Source organism: Desulfovibrio sp. UIB00, from assembly GCF_022508225.1.
In the GTDB taxonomy this organism is placed as follows: Bacteria; Desulfobacterota; Desulfovibrionia; order Desulfovibrionales; family Desulfovibrionaceae; genus Desulfovibrio.
This window is the reverse complement of sequence record NZ_JAETXJ010000003.1, coordinates 418,370-439,617: the sequence shown is the minus strand read 5'-3', so window position 1 is coordinate 439,617 and position 21,248 is coordinate 418,370. Positions and strand designations below refer to the sequence as shown.

The following is a 21,248-nucleotide window of genomic DNA, read 5'->3' as shown; positions in this document are numbered from 1 at the left end:
CGTTTTGACATTTCAAATTCTGGGGCAGCGTTGCCGCATTCCAGATGGTGAACATGCTGAAATAAAAGGTTTATCCCTTACTCGGTATATAGCGTTTACAGCACCTGAGGGCAAGCCTGGATGTGTAAAAGAAATGTGGACATTGCGTATTTGCGGCAGAAAATGCCGTGGATTGCTGGCTGAGCGTACTGAATAGTGCTTGTCTGAGGACCAGTGAACTGGCCTACGCAGGGCCGCCAAGCAACATCGGAATATCAAAATGCGCCGCTTCAGCCGCAGATAGAGAGCGCGTGATACGCAGGCCTATGTAGCGCGTGAGGTCAACAAACTGGGGCTGAATGGCGCGTCCATCAGGGTCGCGCGCCACAAGAACGCAGGGCTGCGCGGGAAAATTGGGGTTGGAGCGGCATACAATGCCCTGGTGTTCGTTTGAAAGCTCCACTGCAGTACCCACGGGGAAAATGCCCACCATCTTGATAAAGCGTTCCACATAGCCGGGGGCCCAGGCCTGACCGCGCATTTTATACATCATGCCCAGCGCCTTGTTGGGGGCGAGTGCGCCCTTGTAGGCACGCCTGGACGAAAGCGCGTCATACACATCGCTGAGCGAAAGAATACGACCAAAAACGCCAATCTGCTTGCCGGATAGCCGATTGGGATAGCCCGTACCATTGTGCTTTTCATGGTGCTGCGCAATGCCTTCAATGGCTTCTTGCTCAACGCTTGAAAACTGCTTGATTTTTTCAACGCCAAGCAGCACGTGCGACCGCATGACCTCAAATTCCTGAAACGTCAGGGAGCGGGGCGCGGTGAGAATTTCATTGGGAATCAGCGCCTTGCCGTAATCGTGCAGCAGCCCGGCCAGCCCCACGTTGTGCAGGCGGTCATCGGGCATACCCAGAAAATTGGCAAAGGCAACGGCAAAAATGGTCACGTTAACGCTGTGGGCGTAGGTGTATTCGTCTGTTTTTTTGAGCAGGGAAAGCGTCACCAGAGCGTCAACATTGCGCGAAAGGCTTTTGATGATGTCGCCCACCAGCGGGCGCGCAAAGGTAAGATCAAGCGCGCCGCCTCTGGCGGTTTCGAGAAAGTTTTTTACGTTCTCGTAGGCGTCTTCATAAATTCTGTTGGCGGTCTGTAGTTCTATGGCAAGCGGGGTGTTTGGCTGGGGAGCTGCGGAATTTTCGTCGCGTGACCGTTCCGGGTCGTAGTATGCTTCGGCAAATCCCTGAAGGATTATGCCGTTGATCTCATCGTCCGACGCCAAAATTCCCTCCTGCATATACAGCAGGGGGGCTTTCAGCCATGATATTCCGGGGTCAACAATATACATCCCCGGACGTAGGGTTGAAACGGGTATTTTGATGTGGGACATGTGGTCTTGATCGCCTGGATATAAGTTTTTGCCTTGATCTTCGCAGATAGCAAACCCCGCAGTAATGCCCACGTAAGGCCAACACGCCGCCGCAAATAGATTTTGAAATTATGCGATATTTGAAAAATAAATTCAACACGCAATTTGCTGGGGAATTAATTCTTGTGATTACAGGTGGGTATAGATGCCACTCCCCACGCTTGTACGCCGATTGTGTAAAGGATATAGACCTGCTTGGCAGAAAAAGGCTTCACTGTGTGTACAACGCACTAATCCGTGGGCTATTGTTCCCAAAAGTTGCTGTTTGACGCCGTAGCGCGGCGCAGGAGTTTCCCTCTATGTTCAGCTCAGTCAGCCCGGTTTTGCGGTTGCGGCTTATTGTTGCTCTTTCGGCAGGCGTTATCTTTTTTTTTGCGGGCATATGCACTGCCTCTGTTGCGGCTGATGCGGTGTCTGCTGCTTCGTCCCCCTCATGGGCGCCCGATGCGCAGGATGCCCGCAAGGCTTTGCGCAACGATGCAACCCCGCCCGTCAAACGCGAGCCTGCCGTGGTGCTTCCTCCGCTCGGGCCCGATGCGGTGGGTACCATCCGGCGGGTAGCGCTGGCAGGCGGGGACAAGGTGGTTGCCCTTACCTTTGATCTTTGCGAGCTGGACACCGTCACCACCGGCTGCGATATGGATATTCTGGGCTTTTTGCGGGCCGAGCATATCCCGGCCACGCTCTTTATGGGCGGCAAGTGGATGCGTACCCATTCCCGACGTGTGCTGCAAATTATGACCGAGCCGCAGTTTGAAATAGCCAACCATGCGTGGTCGCACGGCAATTTTGCCCTGCTTTCTCCGGCAGGCCTGCGCGCCCAGGTTTTGTGGACGCAGGCGCAGTATGAGCTGCTGCGCGAGGAGGCCTTGCGCGATGCCAGGGCGCAGGGTCGCCCGGAACCGGTCATTCAGCCTGTACCCACACTGTTTCGTTTGCCCTACGGGCGTTGCAGCGACGAGTCTTTGCAGGCGCTGGCAAAGCTGGGCATGCAGGTTGTGCAGTGGGATGTGGTGGCGGAATCCGGCGCAGACAATACCAATATCGAACATGCGCGGCGCGAGGCCCATCTGGTTGCCTCGCAGGCCAAACCGGGCTCCATTTTGCTGTTCCACGCCAATCTCGTGCCCAAGGGCTCGGCGCAATTGTTGCGCGAGACTGTGGCGGAACTGCGCCGCAGAGGCTACAATTTCGTTTCTGTGAGTACCCTGCTTGGCATGGGCGTCCCGCAACGCACCATGAACGGCTACTTTACCTCGCCGGGCGACAACAAGGCGCTGGACAGCAAGTTTGGTGTTGACGGCACCGGGCGGCATACGCCCTTTAACGGCGAGTAGTCCTTCGTCTGAAACCCGAAGCAAGGAATCCCCTTCGTGAAGCAATACCTTTTTTTTGATCTTGACGGCACGGTGACAGACTCCAAGATCGGTATCATCCGCTCTGTGCAGCATGCCCTGAAGTATTTTGATGTTGCCCGGGCTGACGATGAACTGCTGTATTTTATCGGCCCCCCGCTGAAGGATTCGTTCGGCAAGCTGTTTGGGGGCGACACAGCCAAGGCTGAACTGGCCGTGCAGAAATACCGTGAATATTATTCAGTCACGGGCATATTTGAAAATGCGCTTTACGACGGCGTGGCAGACATGCTGGCCGATCTGCGGCGCGAGGGCCGGGTGCTTTCGCTGGCAACGTCAAAGCCGGAACCCTTTGCCCAGCGTATTCTGGAGCATTTTGGCATTGCCGGCCTGTTTGACCATGTGGCGGGCGCGGAGCTGACCGGCCCGCGCAACAGCAAAACGTCCGTGCTGCGGCATGCCTGCGGCCTGTGCGGTGTTGCGGATATGGCGCAATGCCTGATGGTGGGCGACCGAAAATATGACATCCTGGGGGCGCATGCCGTAGGTATGGACGGCGTGGGCGTACTCTATGGATACGGCTCGCGCGGCGAGCTTGAAGAAGCCGGGGCGGACAAGTTGTGTGAGGATGTTCCCGCGCTGCGGCAACTGCTCCTTACCTGATTGTTGCCATGGTCGGCATCGGCCTTGGATAATAAACGATAACAAAAAAACTCCCCGAAGCGGGGAGTTTTTTTGTTCAATATGTCAGCAAACTTGTCTGCGGGCGTTTAGCCCAGATCCCAGTCCAGCCCGAAGGTGTCGTGCAGAATACGCACGGCAAGCTCAACGTACTTTTCCTGAATCAGGATGGTGATCTTGATTTCAGAGGTGCTGATCATGAGGATATTGATGCCTTCCTGAGTCAGCGCGGCAAATGCCCGCGCGGCAACTCCGGAATGGTTGCGCATGCCCACGCCGATGGCGGAAACCTTGGCAACGCTCACATCGTGCAGCACTTCGCGCGCGCCGGTCTTCTGGGCCACTTCTTCCATCATCTGCAAGGTCTGCTTGAGATCCTTGCGCGAGATGGTGAAGGTCATGTCGGTGTGGCCGTCCTGGCTGGTGTTCTGCACGATCATGTCGACCAGAATGCCCTTTTCGGAGAGAGGGCCAAACACCGCCGCAGCCGTACCGGGCACGTCGGGAAGGTCGCGCAGGGTCACGCGGGCCTGATCTTTGTCATATGCAATGCCGGAAACGAGTACGGCTTCCATGGTGGAGTCCTCCTGAGTGACAAGCGTGCCTGGATCATCGCTGAACGTAGAGCGCACGCGCACGGGAACCTTATATTTTTTGGCAAATTCTACCGAGCGGATATGCAGCACCTTGGCCCCCATGCTTGCCATTTCAAGCATTTCCTCATAGGCGACGCGGTCCATTTTACGGGCCGTGGAGCAAATGTTGGGGTCGGTGGTGTAAACGCCGTCAACGTCGGTGTAAATGTCGCATTCCACAGAGCCGAGGGAGGCGGCCAGCGCCACCGCCGAGGTGTCCGAACCGCCGCGCCCGAGCGTGGTGATGCGGCCATCTTCGGTGCAACCCTGGAACCCGGCGACCACAAGCACATCGTAGTCGTTGAGGTATTTGCGCAGGGAATTGCTGTCGATGGAGCGAATGCGCGCACGTCCAAAATCGTTGTCCGTGGTGATGGGAATCTGCCAGCCGAGCAGCGAGCGGGCGCGAATGCCCGCATCTTTGAGCAGCATGGTGAACAGGCTGATGGAAACCTGTTCGCCAGTGGAAACGAGAGAATCAACTTCCGCGCGGTCAGGCGTGGAAGACCATTCATCAGCAAGGGCAAGCAGCTTGTTGGTGTCGCCAGCCCGCGCCGAAAGCACCGCAATGACCTTATACCCCTTGGCAAGGCCTCCCAGCACTTTCTCGCGTACCTGCTTCATGCACTCCAGCTTGGCAACGGAAGTGCCGCCAAATTTCTGGACCAAAATTTTCATGCCTGTATCCATTGTCCTCAATCCTTGATGGGTACAACAGGTCAGCCCACCCCGGAACTGGTTACCCGTGGTCAGGACTGTCCACAGGCCAATTTCGGCGCAGGTGGCGCAAAAGCTCAGCAGCAATAGGGCCATGAGCTTGCAGCGTCAGTAGGCGACCTTCTTCGCACGGTTGCAACGAGATGTCCAGATAATCTTGCGGCATTTCCGCCTCGGGCAGGTATTCCGACCATTCCAGCACAGACAGGATTTGCGGATCGTCCAGACCTTCGGCAATTTCATCGGGCAGGCTGCCGGGGCTGCGGTACAGATCGCTGTGTATAATAGGCGGCTTGGTGGGGTAGTAGTTGCAGAGCGTGAACGAGGGGCTGCCCACCTCGGCCTGATCCCCGCCGGGCATGGCTTCCACAAGGGCGCGTGTGAGCGTGGTTTTGCCGCTGCCAAGCGGGCCGCGCAGCAACAATGCCGCAATGCCGCAGGTGGCGACAGCCTCGGCAAGCATGTGTCCAAGGCGGTCGGTATCAGAAAGATTGCGCAGGATTATCTGGGCCATGGCAGAATGTCGTCCTTTGATTCGCAGGCTGCCATGCAGGCAGAGAGGGTTTGCGGCAATGCATCCGCCACTGCCGAAGGCGTATTGCCCCTGAGGGGCCATTGTTCGGCAAGGTTTTTGCCCGCGAGGGCGTGCAGGGCCGCTGCCTGCCCGGCCAGCATGTGGGATGGGGTTAAGGGCTGATTTGCGGTATTGTTGTGTACTTGCGCTTGCTCTATTGCGGTCTGCATACCTGGCAACATTCTGGCAAGCAGCCCGCCAGCGCAGCCCGCCAGCACATCGCCGGAGCCGCCCACCGCAAGCTGCGGCACATCGTAGGGGCAGAGCAGGGTTGGGGCGTCAGCCTGCCCTATGAGGCTTGCCGCTCCTTTAAGAATAATCACGCCACGGCAGAGGCCGCGCAGGCGCTCAAGCGCGCCTTGCCGGTCGGCCTGAACATCCGCTGCGGAACAGCCGAGCAGGGTTGCCGCTTCGCCGGGGTGGGGCGTCAGAATATCATCTGCGGTTATGTGCTCGAGCAGGTCTTGCCGCCCGGCCAGCAGCATCAGGGCATCGGCGTCAAATACTGTTGGCGGTCTGTGGTCCAGTGCCAAAAGAGATCCAACAAAGGCCGCAGCGTCCTGCCCCCGGCCCATGCCGGGGCCGACCACAAGGGCGGCGCAGCGTTGGGCCAGTTCCAAAAAGTTTTGCGGCAGGCTGGCGGGCCACTGGCGTTCGCTCTCGCCCAGCGGCAGGGTCATTATTTCGGGCCAGCCGTTCTTGATATCCGCAATGCCAGCACCGGGCGCGGCGGCGGTTACAAGGCCTGCGCCTGCGCGCAGGGCCGCACGGGCGGCAAGATGCGCTGCTCCGCCAAGACCGGGCGCGCCACCAATCACCAGCACATGCCCGTAGGAGTTTTTGAAGCCACCGGGCTGAATCGCCGCAAGTGGGGCGAGGCAATGCCCGTCAGCCACGTAAAAAGAGCAGGGGGCCTTGCGCCGGGCGGCAAGGGGAATGCCAATGCTGCGCACGTGCAGTGCGCCCGTCCAGGGGCGCGCCTCGGGCAAGGCCAGCCCCGGCTTGGCAGCCGCAAAGCTGACTGTGGCTGTGGCGCGCACAGCCTCCGGCATGGGCTGCCCGGTGCGTCCGTCAAGCCCCGAGGGAATGTCGAGCGCCAGCACAAAGGCACGGTTTTGCAGCGTATTGACCGAGCGCACAAGCTCCAGCGCATCTGGTCGCAGTTGACCACTGAAGCCTGTACCCAGCAGGCCGTCCACAAAAATATGGGGGAGCTCCGCTCTTCGGAAGACCGCCGGGCGGCAGCGTTCAAAGGCAACGCCTGCGGCTCTGGCAATGCGCACATGTTTACCGCAGGCTCCCTTGCAGGAGGCAAGGGGCCGCGTGTGCAGCACCAGCGGTTCCGCGCCCACGTCCAGTAAATGCCGCGCAAGGCATGCGGCATCGCCGCCGTTGTTGCCGCTGCCCATAAGCAGCCAGACGCGCAGACCCGCCAGACGTGGCTGGTATTCACGCAGAACGTCAAAGGCCGCTCTGGCGGCATTTTCCATCAGCAGTTCTTCGGGCAGGCCAAGGGCTATGGCTTCCGCATCCCATTGGCGCATTTCAGCAGGCAGGGGAAGGGGAGGGAGCAGATCGTCAAATGAGGTGGGCATGTTATCCCTCCAGCACCACAACCGCCACGGCGGCGTTGCGGTCATGACTTATGGAAATGTGGGCGGCGCGCATGCCCAGAGCTTCAGCCCGCACAAGTGCAGGGCCGTGCAAATGGAGTTGGGGTTGCCCCGCAGGGCCGCGCAGCACCTCAATATGGTGAGGGCCAATTCCCTCGTTAAAGCCAGTGCCGAGCGCCTTGACCGCTGCCTCTTTGGCGGCAAACCGACCGGAAATGTAGGCAATGGGGCTTTCCGGCATGAGTTTCAGCTCATCTGGGGTAAGGATCTTTTGCAAAAAGCGCTCCCCAAACCTGTCGTAACTTGCCTTGATACGTGCCAGTTCCGTAATGTCTGTCCCAATGCCTATGATCATCAGTTATCCACCATATGCAGTACGGGCAAAATGTACTGCAAATAGGGCTGTTGCCCATTAAAAAAAATTAGCGTATTGGTTGCCTTTCAACCTAAACTATTCTGACCCGTTCCCCGCTGTAACGTCAAGCGCGCTGGCTGTGGGAACGTACGGAGAAATTTTGTATGAAGTTGTGCATTATCGGGACCGGCTATGTTGGCTTGGTCAGCGCCGCGTGCTTTGCTGAAATGGGTAATACCGTGACCTGCGTGGATGTTAACCCGGCTGTGGTGGAAAAGCTCAATGCCGGTTCCGTGCATATTTTTGAACCCGGTCTTGAACCCATGGTTCGCCACAGCCGTACTGATGGCCGCCTCAAGTTTACTACCCGTCTTGAAGATGGCATTGCGGATGCCGACTGCGCCTTTATCTGCGTTGGCACCCCGCCCCAGCCCGACGGCTCGTGCGATCTGAGCTATGTGCGTCAGGTGGCTGGCGAAATTGGCCGCCACATGCAGAACGACCTCGTGGTTGTGGACAAATCCACGGTTCCCGTGGGTACCGCTGACGAAGTGCGCGCGCTCGTGGAAAAAGAGCTTGCCGCGCGCGGCGTGTCCTACAAGGTGGACGTGGTTTCCAACCCTGAGTTCCTCAAGGAAGGCGACGCCATCTCCGACTTCATGAAGCCCGACCGCGTTGTGCTTGGTACGGATTCCGACCGTGCTGCTTCGCTGATGCGCGAACTGTATTCGCCCTTTGCCCGCACCCGCGACAAGATCATCGTCATGGGCGTGCGCAGCGCAGAAATGACCAAGTACGCGGCCAACTGCATGCTTGCCACCAAGATTTCCTTTATCAACGAAATCGCCACCATTTGCGAAAAAGTGGGCGCGGACGTGCGCGACGTGCGCACCGGCATCGGCTCCGACACCCGCATTGGCTACCAGTTCATCTACCCCGGCGTGGGGTACGGCGGTTCGTGCTTCCCCAAGGACGTAAAGGCGCTCATCCACACCGCTGAAAAGGCTGGCGTGGAACCCAAGCTGCTCAACGCTGTGGAAGACGTCAACGCCCGGCAGAAAAAGCACATGGCTGGCCGCATCATGGAATATTTTGCTCCGCAGGGCGGCGTGAAGGGCAAAACCCTTGCGCTGTGGGGGCTGGCTTTCAAGGCCAATACCGATGACATGCGCGAAGCCGCTGCAATCAGTATTGTCAACGAGCTTACCGCCGCCGGCATGAAGGTTCGCGCCTTTGACCCGGTTGCCGCCGATAATGCCCGCGAAATCTTCAAAGATAATAAGCTGGTTGAAATTGTGGACAGCCAGTACGGCGCATGCGAAGGCGCTCAGGGCCTGCTGGTGGTTACGGAGTGGAACCAGTTCCGCAACCCCGATTTCGACAAGATCAAGGGCCTGCTGACCGCCCCCCTGTTGTTTGACGGCCGCAACCTGTACTCGCCCAACTTCATGGCGCAGCGTGGGTTTGCGTACTTCTGCATTGGCCGCCGCGCCAACTAGGAACAGCCCCCAGACCATGAGACAATACAGCCGCCCGGAGCGTCAGCTCCGGGCGGCTGTTGTCATAAAAAAGGCTCTGTTCCACAGGAACAGAGCCTTTTGGCCTTATATAATGAGCACTTTGAAATGAGAAGTATTTCAAAGTTAATCTGCTCTAGGGGCTGTTTCTAAATAAAAGATTTTGCGCCGAGGACAAGGAAAACAGTGTTTTTTACGACAGGAGTGGACTCGCTTTTGCCGTTGCGACGAAGGAAGCTACGGATAAAGACAGCAGCGCTTTCTGTCCATGACTGGAGTAAAAAATGCTGGATGACGCAGTGATCGGCCAAAAGAATTATTTAGAAACAGCCCCTACACGTTAAACAGGAAGTGCATGACATCGCCGTCGTTAACCACGTATTCCTTGCCTTCCACGCGCAAGACTCCGTCGGCGCGGCAAGCGGCTTCGCTTTCGTGGCTCATGTAGTCGGCGTAGGAAATAACTTCGGCCCGGATAAAGCCCCGTTCAAAGTCGGTATGGATAACGCCAGCGGCCTGCGGGGCCTTCCAGCCCTTGTGGATGGTCCAGGCGCGGACTTCGTCCGGCCCGGCTGTAAAGTAGCTGTACAGGCCAAGGGTAGCGTAGCCGGTGTGGATGATGCGCACAAGGCCGCTTTCATCAATGCCGTAGGAGGAGAGCAGTTCCGCCTGTTCCTCATCGGGCAGGCCTTGCAGTTCTTCCTCAAGCTTGGCGCAAATGCGCGCAAAGCCCGACTGGCGTTCCTTGGCAAAGGCTTCAAGCTTTGCGGAAAATTCATTGCCTTCGGCAACGGCGGCTTCATCCACATTGGCGCAATAAATAACGGGCTTGGCCGTGAGCAGGCCAAGTTCGCGCCATGTGGTCAGGAAGCTTTCGTTATCAGGCAGGTCAAATCCCCGCGCGGGCTTGCCGTCGTTAAGCTGAGCCAGCAGGGTCTGCATGATTTCTGCAGACGCCTTGGCGTTTTTGTCAAACTTGGCAAGCTTTTGCAGCTTGTCCAGGCGTTTTTCAACGCTTTGCAGGTCGGCCAGCAGCAGTTCGGTTTCAATGGTGTCCACATCGCGCAGGGGATCAACGCCGCCGTCCACGTGGGTGATATTTTCATCCTCAAAGCAGCGCACCACATGCACAATGGCCGCGCATTCGCGAATGTTGCCCAAAAACTGGTTGCCCAGCCCTTCACCCTTGCTTGCGCCGCGCACCAGACCTGCAATGTCGATAAAATCCACGCTGGCGTAGATGGTCTTCTTGGGCTTGGCCTTGGCGGTCAGGGCATCCACCCGTTTGTCCGGCACCGCCACCGTGGCTTTGTTGGGTTCGATGGTGCAGAAAGGGTAGTTGGCGGCCTGGGCATTCTGGGCCTTGGTCAGGGCGTTGAAAAGGGTGGATTTGCCAACGTTGGGCAGGCCCACAATACCAATACTGAGCGACATGTTGTCTCCTTGCTGCGCGCAAAAAGGCGTATAGCCCGCAGTGGGCGGCGTGCCCGCGCGGGATTGGCCGCCAGCAAAATCAGCGGCCCGGGTTCACGGATCGTTTACGCAATTGCCCCGGCGGGCAAAACGGAATTTTTGAAAACAGCGGCTGCCACAAAGGCAACCCGCGCCGTCAAACAGACAGGCGCGGGCATGTTATAGACGCAAAGCGCGTATGAGGCAAGGACGCTACTGAAGCCGTGTGCTCACGGAGGGTGCAAGCCCGTCGCCGGGGCGGGGTTCGCGCACGAGGGGCCGCAGGTCGTCTGTAATGGGCACAGTGGCCGTGCCCATGGCCAGTACCTCATTGCTTGAGGTGTGGATAAGCCGGATGCTGAAGCGCACCTGATCGCTGGTGGTCACATAGGTGCCCGCCAGTATCGCCTGACTGGTGCCGCTGGGGCTGGCAAGCTGGCGCACATCGCGCGTCAGGATAAATTCGCCCTTGAGCTTGTCAAAGCGGATATCGCGCCCCTTGCGCAGTTCCTGAAAGCGGTAGCCCGCATTGATGAGCCAGCGGGAGATTTCTTCCGTCATCTGGCGCGCCAGCGGGGATGCTTCATCAAGGTTGTTGATGTTGACCGGGGTGGTGCCCATGATCATGATGCGGGCGCGGGCCAAGGATTCGCGGTCTTTACGGCTCATGTCCTGACTGTCGCCCGAAAAGCGCATCATGATCTGTTCGTCAAGCTGCTTGGCAATGCTCACGGCAGCAGTGGGCACGTTTCCGGCTGCCGCCGCCGTGAGCGGAAAAAGCAGGGCCGCAAGCACAAGAATGGTAACGAAGAAGCGGTTCATGGTGATCCTTAGCGCATGGTGCGCAAAAGCAGTTCAACGCCGTTCAGCTCCCTTTTTATGACATAAAGGGTCTGGTCGTCGGCACAGATGGAAAGAGCCTGAAGATAGCGCTGCCGCGCAAGCTCATAGCGTCCCTGTTCGCGGAACTGACGGGCCTGACCAAGATAGACCATGCTGTGCTCGTTGGCATCAGAAAGATAGTTGGCCCGTTCCTTTGCCTCGCGCTTTGCCTGGGCATCATTGGCCTGTCCGTTGTAAGACGACATGCTGTCGGCCAGCGCGCTGGCTGGCAGTGCCGCAAGGGGCAGGGCGCATGCGGCCATAAGGCAAAGTGCGCAGATGTTGTTCAACGTTTTTTTCATGGCAATTCCGGCTTACCGGCCTTGTTTGATTACAAGCGTGCCGCTGCTGATGCTGCTGGCAGGCGTATAGAGCGAAGTTGGGGCCGGTTTGGCTGGGGCGCTGCTGGCTGTGGCCTTTACTGGCGGAGGCGCGTCGGCCTCGGCCATGCGCGTCACAATGGGCGTGTTCACCAGCACAAGCTGGCCCGTACGCATCACAAGGCCATCGCTGGCGCGCACCAGCCGGGCGTTGATAAAGGTTGCGTCCTTGTCCACATAATAGGTGCCCACAACAAGGGCGGCCCATTTTTGTCCGGTGGTTGAAACCATCTGGTTGGCGGCAAGTGCAAGGTCATCACGCCCGCCCTGCACGTTGATGGCCCCGTTCAGCCTGTATTCGCGCGTGGGAAAGCCCCGCTGGTTGAATTCATAAAACAGAGATTCAGCCATGAGCCGGCCCATGGGCGAGCTTTGCGAGGTGTTGTTCTGGTTCACAAAGGCCGTGGGCATGGCCACAAAGCCCTGAATGGCGTCGTTGGGCATGGTGGCAAGCATCTGCTCGGCCAGTTCGCGGCTTTTGAGCTTCAGCTCCACGGCGTCCGTATAGCCGGGCGAAAGCGCGGAAGGCCCGCTTTTGCTACAGCCGGAAAAGAGCGGCAGCAAAAGTGTGCAAAGCATAAGAAGACGCGGCATTATATGCATACAAACCCCGAGTGAAATTGCTCTGATGCAGCTCCTCGCGCCGTGATCCCGATAGATCCCAGGCGGGATAATTCCTCGCTTGCCAGGGGCTATTGCCCACAGCCCAGCAGAACTGCTCTTACCATAGTCTTATCGTCACAATGGCCGTCAACTTGAGTGCTGACGGAAAAAACGTCAGCCTGAGGCCTTTTTTCAGAACTTTGCAAGACACGTTCCATACATCGTGTTTGCCCCACGGTCGCTTACTGCCACGCTGTCCAAATGGGGTTTTATGCGGCACAGAAACTCCATGCATGCGGCAAGGCTTGCCGCAAAGGCCGCAGCGAGGCCCGTGCTGCGCGCACTTGGCTTGCAGGGGGAAATAGCATAGAAGACTCGTTTACGGAGTGCCGTGGCTTTTGGCCGTGGCTCCACTTGTTTTTGTGAGGGAAGCATGCAAAAGCACACAACCCGCGCCATCCGTCTGGGCGGGCTTTCCATTGGCGGCGGTGCGCCTGTTATGGTGCAGAGCATGACCAATACAGACACCCGCGATGCCGAGGCAACGCTTGCGCAGATTGCGCGGCTTGAGGCGCGCGGCTGCGAGGCCGTGCGCGTCGCTGTGCCGGACGAGGCTGCCGTTGCGGCCCTGCCCGCCATCCGCGCGGGTACGCGCCTGCCGCTCATAGCGGACATACATTTTGATTACCGCCTTGCCGTGGCCTCGCTGGAGGCCGGGCTTGAAGGCCTGCGCATCAACCCCGGCAATATCGGCCCCAAGGAGCACGTGGACCGCGTGGTGGATGCCGCCAAGGCCCACGGGGCGGTCATTCGCGTGGGGGTAAACTCCGGCTCGGTGGAAAAGCGCCTGCTCCAGCAGTACGGCGGCCCCTGCCCCGAGGCGCTGGTGGAAAGTGCTCTCACCCATGTGCGCATGCTTGAGGCGCGCGGCTTTTACAATACCAAAATTTCGCTCAAGTCCTCCTCTGTGCTTGATACCATTGCCTCCTACCGCAAGCTTGCCGAAGCTTGCGACTACCCCCTGCACATCGGCGTTACCGAGGCCGGGGGCCTCATGCGCGGCACGGTAAAATCTGCCGTGGGGCTTGGTATTCTGCTGCACGAGGGCATTGGCGACACCCTGCGCGTTTCGCTCACCGCCGACCCGGTGGAAGAAGTAACCGTGGCGTGGGAAATATTGCGCGCCCTTGGCCTGCGCTCGCGCGGGCCGGAAATAATCTCGTGCCCCACATGCGGGCGCACGGAGATTGACCTGTTTTCGCTGGCCCGTGCGGTGGAAGACCGCTTAGCCACCTCCAAGGCCGACATCAAGGTGGCGGTCATGGGCTGCGTGGTCAACGGGCCGGGCGAGGCCCGCGAGGCCGATCTGGGCGTTGCGGGCGGGCGCGACAAGGGCATCATATTTCGCAAGGGCGAGGTCATCCGCTCGGTCAAAGGGCAGGAGGCCCTGCTGGCGGCTTTTATGGAAGAACTGCAACAACTGCTCAACGAAAAGGAATCACAGTAATGCGTTTCAGCAACTGCTATATTCCCACCCTCAAGGAATCTCCGGCGGATGCCGAGGTAATCAGCCACAAGCTTTTGCTGCGCGCCGGTATGGTGCGCAGGCTTACCTCGGGCATGTACACCTATCTGCCGCTGGGCCTGAAGGTGATTGAAAAAATAAGCCGCGTCGTGCGCGAAGAAATGGCCGCCGCCTACTTTGAAGAACTGCTCATGCCCATGGTGCAGCCCGCCGACCTGTGGAAAGAATCGGGCCGCTGGGAGCATTACGGCAAGGAACTGCTGCGCTTCAAGGATCGCAACGAGCGCGAATACTGCCTTGGCCCCACGCATGAAGAAGTCATCACCGACCTCGTGCGCGGCGAAGTGCGCTCCTACCGTCAGCTTCCTGTGCGTCTGTACCAGATTCAGACCAAGTTCCGCGATGAAATCCGCCCCCGTTTTGGCCTCATGCGCGGGCGCGAATTTATCATGAAGGACGGCTATTCCTTTGACGCCACGGAAGAAGGCGCACAGCAGAATTACTGGGCCTGCCACGCGGCCTACAAGCGTATTTTCCAGCGCCTTGGCCTTAAGTTCCGCCCAGTTGAGGCCGACTCCGGCTCCATCGGCGGCAACTTCTCACACGAATTCATGGTGCTGGCTGAAACGGGCGAAGATACCATCGCCTTTTGTCATCACTGCGATTACGCGGCCAACGTGGAGCGCGCCGAGGTGGTCTGGAAAGGCAAGCCCTGCACGGAGACCTGCGCTCCGGCCGAAAAGGTCGCCACACCCAATGCCCACACGGTGGAAGAAGTGGCGGCCCTGCTGGGCGTGCCTGCCTCCTCCGTTGTCAAAACCATGCTCTTCAAGGTGGACGGCAAGCCCGTTGCCGTGCTTGTGCGCGGCGACCGCGAAGTGAACGACATCAAGCTCAAGAACCTGCTCAACGCGCAGGATGTGGTCATGGCCGACGCCGCCACCGTGCAGCAGATCACCAAGGCACCGGTGGGCTTTGCCGGGCCTGTGGGGCTGGAAATTCCGGTCTACGCTGATGCCGAGCTGCAAGGCACTACAGATTACGTGGTAGGTGCCAACGCTGGCGATGCCCACCTTGTGCATGTTGACCTCAAGCGCGACGCCACGGTGACCGCCTGGGCCGACCTGCGAGCCATCACGCCAGAAGACACATGCCCCCGCTGCGGTGGCCGCATTGAGCTGACGCGCGGCATTGAAGTGGGCCACGTGTTCATGCTTGGCCGCAAATACAGCGATGCCATGCATGCCGCCTTCCTTGACGAAAACGGCAAGGAACAGATCATGATCATGGGCTGCTACGGCATCGGCGTTTCCCGCGTGGCCGCCGCAGCCATCGAGCAGAACAACGATGAGCACGGCATTGTGTTCCCGCCGCCGCTGGCTCCTTACGACTGCATCCTTTTGAACCTTGACCCGCGCAATGAAGAAGTCAACGCCAAGGTCGAGCAGATTTACGCCATGCTCAAGGATATGGGCGTGGACGTGCTCATGGACGACCGCGACGAACGCCCCGGCGTCAAGTTCAAGGATGCTGATTTGCTGGGTATTCCCATGCAGCTTGTGGTGGGCGGCAAGGGCCTGGCCAAGGGCATTGTGGAATGCAAGGATCGCCGCAGCGGCGAAAAGGGCGAACTGCCCGCCGATGCCATGGCTGAAGCCTTTTCCGCCTGGGCTGCCAAGGTTCGCGAGGGGTGGGCGCAGCAGCAGGCCTAGGGGCTGTACTGACGAAAAACAAGCCTTCCCCTTTGTATTGGGCGTGATGCAGAACATGACGCACGCAGCAGGGGGAGAGCTGCTGGTTTTGGTAGAAGGGGCGCTTTTAGCGCCCCTTCAGCAACAAAATCTCAACGACGTTTTCTGATATACTGCCGCACACGGAGCACCATGCAGGAAGCCATACTGTCTGTCCGTGAACTCACGGAACAGCTGCGCAAAACCCTTGAGGGACGTTTTCCCTTTGTCTGGGTGCGGGGCGAGGTGACGAACCTTACCCGTCCCGGCTCGGGGCATGTCTATTTTACCCTCAAGGATGCCGATGCGCAGTTGCAGTGCGTGTGGTTCAGGCACATGCAGCGGCAGAACAGCCAGGGTTTTGATCCGCTGACAGGCGAAGTTTTTGACGCGCCGCGTCCTTCGCCGCTGGAACTTTTGCGCAACGGGCTGGATGTGCTCTGCGCAGGGCGCATCACCCTGTATGCGCCGCGCGGGCAGTATCAGCTTGCCGTGGAGCTGGTGCAGCCAGCAGGCGAGGGGTTGCTTGCGCAGGCCTTTGAGGCCAGCAAGCGCAAGCTGGCGGCTCTGGGCTACTTTAGCCACGAGCGCAAACGGCCCTTGCCGTACGATCCGCAGCGCGTGGCCCTTATCACTTCCCCAACGGGCGCGGCTCTCCATGATTTTATGGAGCTTGCGGCCAGCCGGGGCAGCGGGGCGCGCATTCGTCTGTTTCCGGCTCTGGTGCAAGGTGCCGAAGCCGCGCCTTCAATTGTGCGGGCCTTGCACGAGGCCAACGCGCAGGGTTGGGCACAGGCCGTGGTGCTGGTGCGCGGCGGCGGTTCGCTGGAAGATTTGTGGGCTTTTAATGAAGAAGCCGTGGCTGAGGCCGTGTTTGAGTCGCGCCTGCCAGTGCTTGCGGGCATTGGGCATGAGGTGGATGTTACCCTTGCCGACATGACAGCAGACCTGCGCGCGGCAACGCCCTCGCATGCGGCCCAGTTGCTCTGGCCCGCACGGGCCGAGCTGATGCAAAAGGTTGACGAGGCGGAGGCCGCCCTTGCGCGCGCGGCGCGGCGGCGGCTGGAAACAGCGGGGCAGAGCCTTGCCCAGTTTGAAAACGCCCTGCGCTGGTTTTCGCCCATGCGGCATCAGGCCCGCCTTGCGGAGCAGCTTGACGGCCTGCACCGCTCCTTGCACAGGGCCGCGCGCCAGTGGCTCGACACCACGGAGGCCCGGCGCGACCGGCTTGAGCGCGCTCTGCAAAATACCTTCAACCTCTCGCGGCTGGATGTGCTGGGCAGCAGGGTCGAGTCGCTTTCCGCCAGTCTGGCTGCGGCCATGCCGCGCATGCTGGCCGCGCAGGAGCAGCGGTATGATGCCGTGCGGCAGCGCCTGCAGTCGGCAGGGCAGGAAATGCTTGCCCGCACAGGGCGGGAACTGGAAAAATGCGAATTTGCTCTGGCAGCCGCCAATCCCCTCGCGCCCCTCAAGCGCGGCTATGCCCTTGTGCGTGGTGCGGATGGCGGCCTGCTGCGCACGGTGACGGCGGCCCCTGCGGGCAGTGCCATCACGGTGCGGCTGGCGGATGGCAGCCTTGCTGCCGTGGTCAGCAATGTGCTGCCAGATGTTGCGCCAGACGCTGCAACTGACTGTGCGCCTGACTCGGATACAGGCGCGGTGCCGGTTGCCAAAAAACAAGGACGGAATAGCTGATGTTTGTGCTCACGCGCATGCTCATGGTTCTGTTGGCGGGGGCTTTTCTTTTTGTTCCTTCAGCCGTTCTTGCTGCGCCATCCCCCACATCAGCCCTTGCGCTTGACGCGCCCGAATCCGTAGCCAGAGGGGATGCTTTTCCCGCCCTGGCGGTGAGCGACGCGCCCGCAAAGTCCTTTACGTTCAGCTGGCTGGGCAAGACCTACGAGGCCAGGGCGGAGCAGGTGAGCGCCAACACCGCTGCGGGTGCTGCAACGCGCTGGCAGGCCGTCATGCTGCTGCCCGTGCCGCTGGAAGAAAAGGAATCCGCGCGCGATCTTGCCGTCTTCACGGGCAATGGCAAGGATGCCCACGCTGTAGCGCGCAAAATTGTTTTTTTTGACAAAGACCGTCCGGTGCAGAAGCTGAACGTGGATAAAAAATATGTTGATCCCCCGGCGGCGGAGATGGCGCGCATCAAGGCCGACAGGGAGTTGGTGCGCCAGGCCCTGGCCCAACGCCTGCCCGAACGCTTCTGGGTGCTGCCCTTTGTGCGGCCTGTGCCTGGCGATGTTTCAAGCCTGTACGGCCTCAAGCGCGTGTTCAACGGGCAGCCTCGCGGGGTGCACAAGGGCCTTGATCTGCGCGGCCCGCAGGGGCAGCCTGTACTTGCCTGCGCTGACGGGCAGGTGGGCCTTACGGGGAATTTGTACTTCTCTGGTAATGTAGTGTACATCAATCACGGCGAAGGGGTGTTCACCGCGTATCTGCACCTCTCTGAAATACTGGTGCAAAATGGCGATCGGGTGCGCAAGGGGCAGGTTATTGGTCTGGTAGGGGCCACGGGCCGTGTTACCGGGCCGCATCTGCATCTTTCGCTTCTGGTTCAGGGCGAGTCGGTTGACCCGCAGCCCTTTTTGACAACCGGGAACGCCAGGGGAAACAATCCATGAGCGCCAAGACCGACAATACGTTTGAAAAAAAGATGGCCCGGCTTCAGGAGATCGTGGCGGCGCTTGAAAGCGGCGACCTGCCTCTGGAAAAGGGCATGGCCCTGTATAAGGAAGGAGCGGCGTGTTCGCGCTATTGCCGCGAGCAGCTCGACAAAGCCCGGCATGAGCTTGAAATCTGGCAGGATGGTCAGGCTCGTCCCCTTGAGTCACGCCCTGTGGCGTCAAGCGGGCTGAACGCAGAAGAGGAGGCGGAATAGGCGATGATGAGCGTTGCTGACATGAAGGCCCTGCTGCACGCACGGGGCAAGGATGTGGAAGCCTATCTGGCCACCTGTCTTGACGGCCGTGATGTGCCGCAAAGGCTCAAGGATTCCATGCTGTACAGTCTGCAAGCCGGGGGCAAGCGTTTGCGCCCTGTTTTGTGCCTGAGCACTGCCGCCCTGTGCGGGCTTTCGCCACAGCGCAGCATGCCCTTTGCTGCCGCTATCGAGATGATCCACACCTATTCTCTCATCCATGACGACCTCCCCGCCATGGATAACGATGACCTGCGCCGGGGCAAGCCCTCGAATCACAAGGCATTTGATGAAGCCACGGCCATACTGGCGGGCGATGGTCTGCTGACGGACGCCTTCATGGTCATGTGCCGCACTGCGGAATCCCCGGACCGTGTGCTGGACGCCGTGGCCGAGCTTTCGTTTGCGGCGGGGTCTTCCGGCATGGTGGGCGGGCAGGAATGGGACATGATCTATACGGGCGCGTCTTCTATTACGCTTGAGCAGATGCGCGCCGTGCACGCCATGAAAACAGGGGCGCTGCTGCGGGCATCGTGCGTATGCGGGGCCATCCTTGCCGGGGCTGAAACGCCCGCGCGCGAGGCAATTGCCGCCTACGGCGCTGCGCTTGGCGTGGCCTTTCAGATTGCGGACGACATCCTTGATGTGGTTTCCGACACTGAAACTCTGGGCAAACCTGCGGGCAGCGACGAGGAACAGGGCAAGAGCACCTATCCCGCCCTGCTGGGGCTTGAAAAAAGCCGTGAACTGGCGCGCGCGCAAGCACAGGCCGCGCAGGACGCGCTGGCCCCGTTTGACGGGCAGGAAGCGGATTTTCTGCGCGCATTGGCCGACTACACGGTAACGAGGGCGGCCTAAATGGACACCACAGAGAGCGCATTGCTGGACGCTGTGAGCAGCCCGGCGCAACTGAACAAGTTTTCTGACGCACAGCTTGTCCAACTGGCTGGCGAGGTGCGCAGCCGCATCATTGAAACCGTCTCCCGCAACGGCGGGCATCTTGCGCCCTCGCTGGGCGTGGTTGAGTTGACTCTGGCCCTGCTGGCGACCTTTAATGTGGAGCACGACAAGCTCATCTGGGACGTGGGGCATCAGGCCTACGCCTACAAGCTGCTGACCGGGCGCGCCAAGGATTTTCACACCCTGCGGTCATTTGGCGGCATTTCCGGCTTCCCGCGCATGGCAGAAAGCCCGTACGACCATTTTGGCGTGGGGCATTCTTCCACGTCCATTTCTGCGGCCCTGGGCATGGCTTTGGCCCGTGATCTTTCCTGTCTCAAGCACCACGTGCTGGCTGTCATCGGCGATGGCTCGCTGACGGCGGGCGAGGCCTTTGAAGGGCTGAATCTCGCGGGTCACATGGGGCGGCGGCTTATTGTGGTGCTCAACGACAATGAAATGTCCATTTCCCCCAATGTGGGCGCGCTTTCGCTGTTTTTGAGCCGCACACTGTCGCAGCGCTGGGTGCGGCAAACCCGTAAGGAAGTGCTCAATTTCCTGCGTTCCATCCCGCGCATCGGCCAGAAGCTGGCAGTGTACGCCATGCGCGGCGAGTGGAGCTTCAAGTCCTTCTTTACGCCGGGTATGCTGTTTGAGGCTTTTCGCTTCAACTACATCGGCCCGGTGGACGGGCACGACATCACAAGCCTGCGCCGCCATCTGGAAATGGCTGCCGCCATTGAGGATGGCCCGGTGCTGCTGCACGTGCGCACCCAGAAGGGCAAGGGCTACGGCCCAGCGGAGAAAAATCCCACACTGTACCACGGCATCGGCCTGTTCACGCCCGAAACCGGGCAACCTGTGGCTTCCACAGCCAAGCTGCCCTCGTTCACCTCGGTGTTCAGCAATACGCTGACCGAGCTTGCCGAGCATAACGACAAGATTATCGCCATTACGGCAGCCATGCCCGAAGGCACCGGCACGGACAAGTTCCGCGCTCGCTTCCCCGACCGCTTTGTGGATGTGGGCATTTGCGAGCAGCACGCCGTGACCTTTGCGGCGGGCCTTGCCAGCCAGGGCTATCGGCCCGCACTGGCCGTGTATTCCACCTTTTTGCAGCGTTCGTACGATCAGGTTGTGCACGATGTCTGCCTGCAAAATCTGCCCGTTACCTTCTGCGTAGACCGTGCGGGCCTTGTGGGCGAGGACGGCGCGACCCACCACGGAGCCTTTGATATTGCCTATTTACGGCATATTCCTAACATTACCATGCTGGCCCCACGCGATGAAAATCTGTTGCGGCACTGCCTGCATACAGCCCTGTGCCATTCCGGCCCGTGTGCCCTGCGGTACCCGCGTGGCAGCGCCTTTGGCGTTGCCCCAGACGGCGCGCCCCGCCTGCTGACCCCCGGCAGGGGCGAAGTGCTGCAACAGGGCGAAGGCCTTGCAGTGATAGCCCTGGGCAACCGCGCGCATCCGGCGCTGGAAGCTGCGGCCATGGTGGAGCGTCAGACAGGCGTAAAACCCTTTGTGTTTGACCCTGTCTGGATCAAACCCTTGCCGGAAGAACAACTGGTTGAAATCGCTCAGAACTTTGATCGTATCCTTATGGTGGAAGAAGGCGTGCTGGCTGGCGGTTTTTCGTCCGCAGTGCTGGAATTCTGGAATGACCGTGGCCTTATGCGCGGCCAGCGCATCAAACGCCTTGGCCTGCCCGACCACTTTGTGGAGCACGGCAGCCAGTTGCGCCTGCGCGAGCTTGTGGGCCTGCGCACCAATAATATCGCCGAGGCAATGCTGGAACTTTTGGGAAAGAAATAAGTCAAAAGTCGTTCTAAAAAAGAAAGCGCCGGGATTTTGATGCATCAAAATCCCGGCGCTTTTGTATCCTGGGCGGAAAATTATTTTGCGGTGCTACACCCTATGACTTTTGAATCAAAATCAAAGTATTCC

At 59.5% G+C, this 21,248-nt stretch carries 19 protein-coding genes; 10 read left to right on the top strand and 9 right to left on the bottom strand.

What is annotated here, in order from left to right:
• Window positions 1-223: 223 nt before the first annotated feature.
• Window positions 224-1,375, bottom strand: a complete 1,152-nt coding sequence (locus tag JMF94_RS07490; protein ID WP_276612849.1) for an HD-GYP domain-containing protein — start codon at window positions 1,373-1,375, stop codon at window positions 224-226.
• A gap of 338 nt (window positions 1,376-1,713) precedes the next feature.
• Here JMF94_RS07490 and JMF94_RS07485 point away from each other — a divergent pair, with 338 nt between their 5' ends.
• Complete coding sequence (locus JMF94_RS07485) at window positions 1,714-2,751, top strand: polysaccharide deacetylase family protein (RefSeq protein WP_240824515.1); 1,038 nt, start codon at window positions 1,714-1,716, stop codon at window positions 2,749-2,751.
• A gap of 36 nt (window positions 2,752-2,787) precedes the next feature.
• Window positions 2,788-3,432, top strand: coding sequence for an HAD-IA family hydrolase (locus JMF94_RS07480; RefSeq protein WP_240824514.1), 645 nt, complete (start codon window positions 2,788-2,790; stop codon window positions 3,430-3,432).
• A gap of 107 nt (window positions 3,433-3,539) precedes the next feature.
• Here the strand turns inward: JMF94_RS07480 and JMF94_RS07475 are convergent, their stop codons facing one another.
• The 4 genes from JMF94_RS07475 to JMF94_RS07460 all read right to left on the bottom strand — a co-directional run bounded on the left by JMF94_RS07475 (window position 3,540) and on the right by JMF94_RS07460 (window position 7,344).
• On the bottom strand, window positions 3,540-4,763 hold the full coding sequence (locus JMF94_RS07475; protein ID WP_027180909.1) for an aspartate kinase: 1,224 nt from the start codon (window positions 4,761-4,763) through the stop codon (window positions 3,540-3,542).
• A 61-nt stretch (window positions 4,764-4,824) separates the two neighbouring features.
• Window positions 4,825-5,316, bottom strand: coding sequence for a tRNA (adenosine(37)-N6)-threonylcarbamoyltransferase complex ATPase subunit type 1 TsaE (tsaE, locus tag JMF94_RS07470; RefSeq protein WP_240824513.1), 492 nt, complete (start codon window positions 5,314-5,316; stop codon window positions 4,825-4,827).
• Entirely contained in the window at window positions 5,304-6,971 is a 1,668-nt protein-coding gene (locus tag JMF94_RS07465; protein ID WP_240824512.1) for an NAD(P)H-hydrate dehydratase, read from the bottom strand. The genes tsaE and JMF94_RS07465 overlap by 13 nt, the downstream gene beginning before the upstream one ends.
• Before the next feature lies 1 nt (window position 6,972).
• The gene (locus JMF94_RS07460; RefSeq protein WP_240824511.1) at window positions 6,973-7,344 is read right to left on the bottom strand and encodes a holo-[acyl-carrier-protein] synthase; all 372 of its coding nucleotides are present in this window, start codon (window positions 7,342-7,344) and stop codon (window positions 6,973-6,975) included.
• A gap of 164 nt (window positions 7,345-7,508) precedes the next feature.
• Here JMF94_RS07460 and JMF94_RS07455 point away from each other — a divergent pair, with 164 nt between their 5' ends.
• Window positions 7,509-8,843 carry a UDP-glucose/GDP-mannose dehydrogenase family protein gene (locus JMF94_RS07455; protein WP_240824510.1) on the top strand — a complete coding sequence of 445 codons (1,335 nt, stop codon included), beginning with the start codon at window positions 7,509-7,511 and terminating at the stop codon, window positions 8,841-8,843.
• A gap of 351 nt (window positions 8,844-9,194) precedes the next feature.
• Here JMF94_RS07455 and ychF read toward each other — a convergent pair whose 3' ends face one another.
• From ychF to JMF94_RS07435, 4 genes are all read right to left on the bottom strand, one after another.
• Window positions 9,195-10,295: a redox-regulated ATPase YchF gene (ychF, locus tag JMF94_RS07450; protein ID WP_215647852.1), complete on the bottom strand. Its 1,101-nt coding sequence runs from the start codon at window positions 10,293-10,295 to the stop codon at window positions 9,195-9,197.
• A gap of 231 nt (window positions 10,296-10,526) precedes the next feature.
• Window positions 10,527-11,135: a FlgO family outer membrane protein gene (locus JMF94_RS07445; protein ID WP_192111968.1), complete on the bottom strand. Its 609-nt coding sequence runs from the start codon at window positions 11,133-11,135 to the stop codon at window positions 10,527-10,529.
• 8 nt (window positions 11,136-11,143) lie between these two features.
• Window positions 11,144-11,497, bottom strand: a complete 354-nt coding sequence (locus JMF94_RS07440; protein WP_192111967.1) for a hypothetical protein — start codon at window positions 11,495-11,497, stop codon at window positions 11,144-11,146.
• Between the two features lie 12 nt (window positions 11,498-11,509).
• Window positions 11,510-12,154, bottom strand: coding sequence for a FlgO family outer membrane protein (locus JMF94_RS07435; RefSeq protein ID WP_240824509.1), 645 nt, complete (start codon window positions 12,152-12,154; stop codon window positions 11,510-11,512).
• 457 nt (window positions 12,155-12,611) lie between these two features.
• Between JMF94_RS07435 and ispG the strand changes: the two genes are divergently transcribed.
• From ispG to dxs, 7 genes are all read left to right on the top strand, one after another.
• Complete coding sequence (gene ispG / locus JMF94_RS07430) at window positions 12,612-13,685, top strand: flavodoxin-dependent (E)-4-hydroxy-3-methylbut-2-enyl-diphosphate synthase (protein WP_240824508.1); 1,074 nt, start codon at window positions 12,612-12,614, stop codon at window positions 13,683-13,685.
• Window positions 13,685-15,415 carry a proline--tRNA ligase gene (locus JMF94_RS07425; protein WP_240824507.1) on the top strand — a complete coding sequence of 577 codons (1,731 nt, stop codon included), beginning with the start codon at window positions 13,685-13,687 and terminating at the stop codon, window positions 15,413-15,415. Before ispG ends, JMF94_RS07425 begins: the two co-directional genes overlap by 1 nt.
• Window positions 15,416-15,586: 171 nt before the next feature.
• Window positions 15,587-17,128 (top strand): exodeoxyribonuclease VII large subunit, encoded by a 1,542-nt coding sequence (gene xseA, locus JMF94_RS07420; RefSeq protein ID WP_240824506.1) that lies wholly within the window; start codon window positions 15,587-15,589, stop codon window positions 17,126-17,128.
• Entirely contained in the window at window positions 17,128-18,060 is a 933-nt protein-coding gene (locus JMF94_RS07415; protein ID WP_240824505.1) for a M23 family metallopeptidase, read from the top strand. Before xseA ends, JMF94_RS07415 begins: the two co-directional genes overlap by 1 nt.
• Window positions 18,057-18,317 carry an exodeoxyribonuclease VII small subunit gene (xseB, locus tag JMF94_RS07410; RefSeq protein WP_240824504.1) on the top strand — a complete coding sequence of 87 codons (261 nt, stop codon included), beginning with the start codon at window positions 18,057-18,059 and terminating at the stop codon, window positions 18,315-18,317. The genes JMF94_RS07415 and xseB overlap by 4 nt, the downstream gene beginning before the upstream one ends.
• Window positions 18,318-18,320: 3 nt before the next feature.
• On the top strand, window positions 18,321-19,214 hold the full coding sequence (locus JMF94_RS07405) for a polyprenyl synthetase family protein (protein ID WP_192111961.1): 894 nt from the start codon (window positions 18,321-18,323) through the stop codon (window positions 19,212-19,214).
• Window positions 19,215-21,116, top strand: a complete 1,902-nt coding sequence (gene dxs, locus JMF94_RS07400) for a 1-deoxy-D-xylulose-5-phosphate synthase (RefSeq protein WP_240824503.1) — start codon at window positions 19,215-19,217, stop codon at window positions 21,114-21,116.
• The last annotated feature ends 132 nt before the right edge of the window (window positions 21,117-21,248 follow it).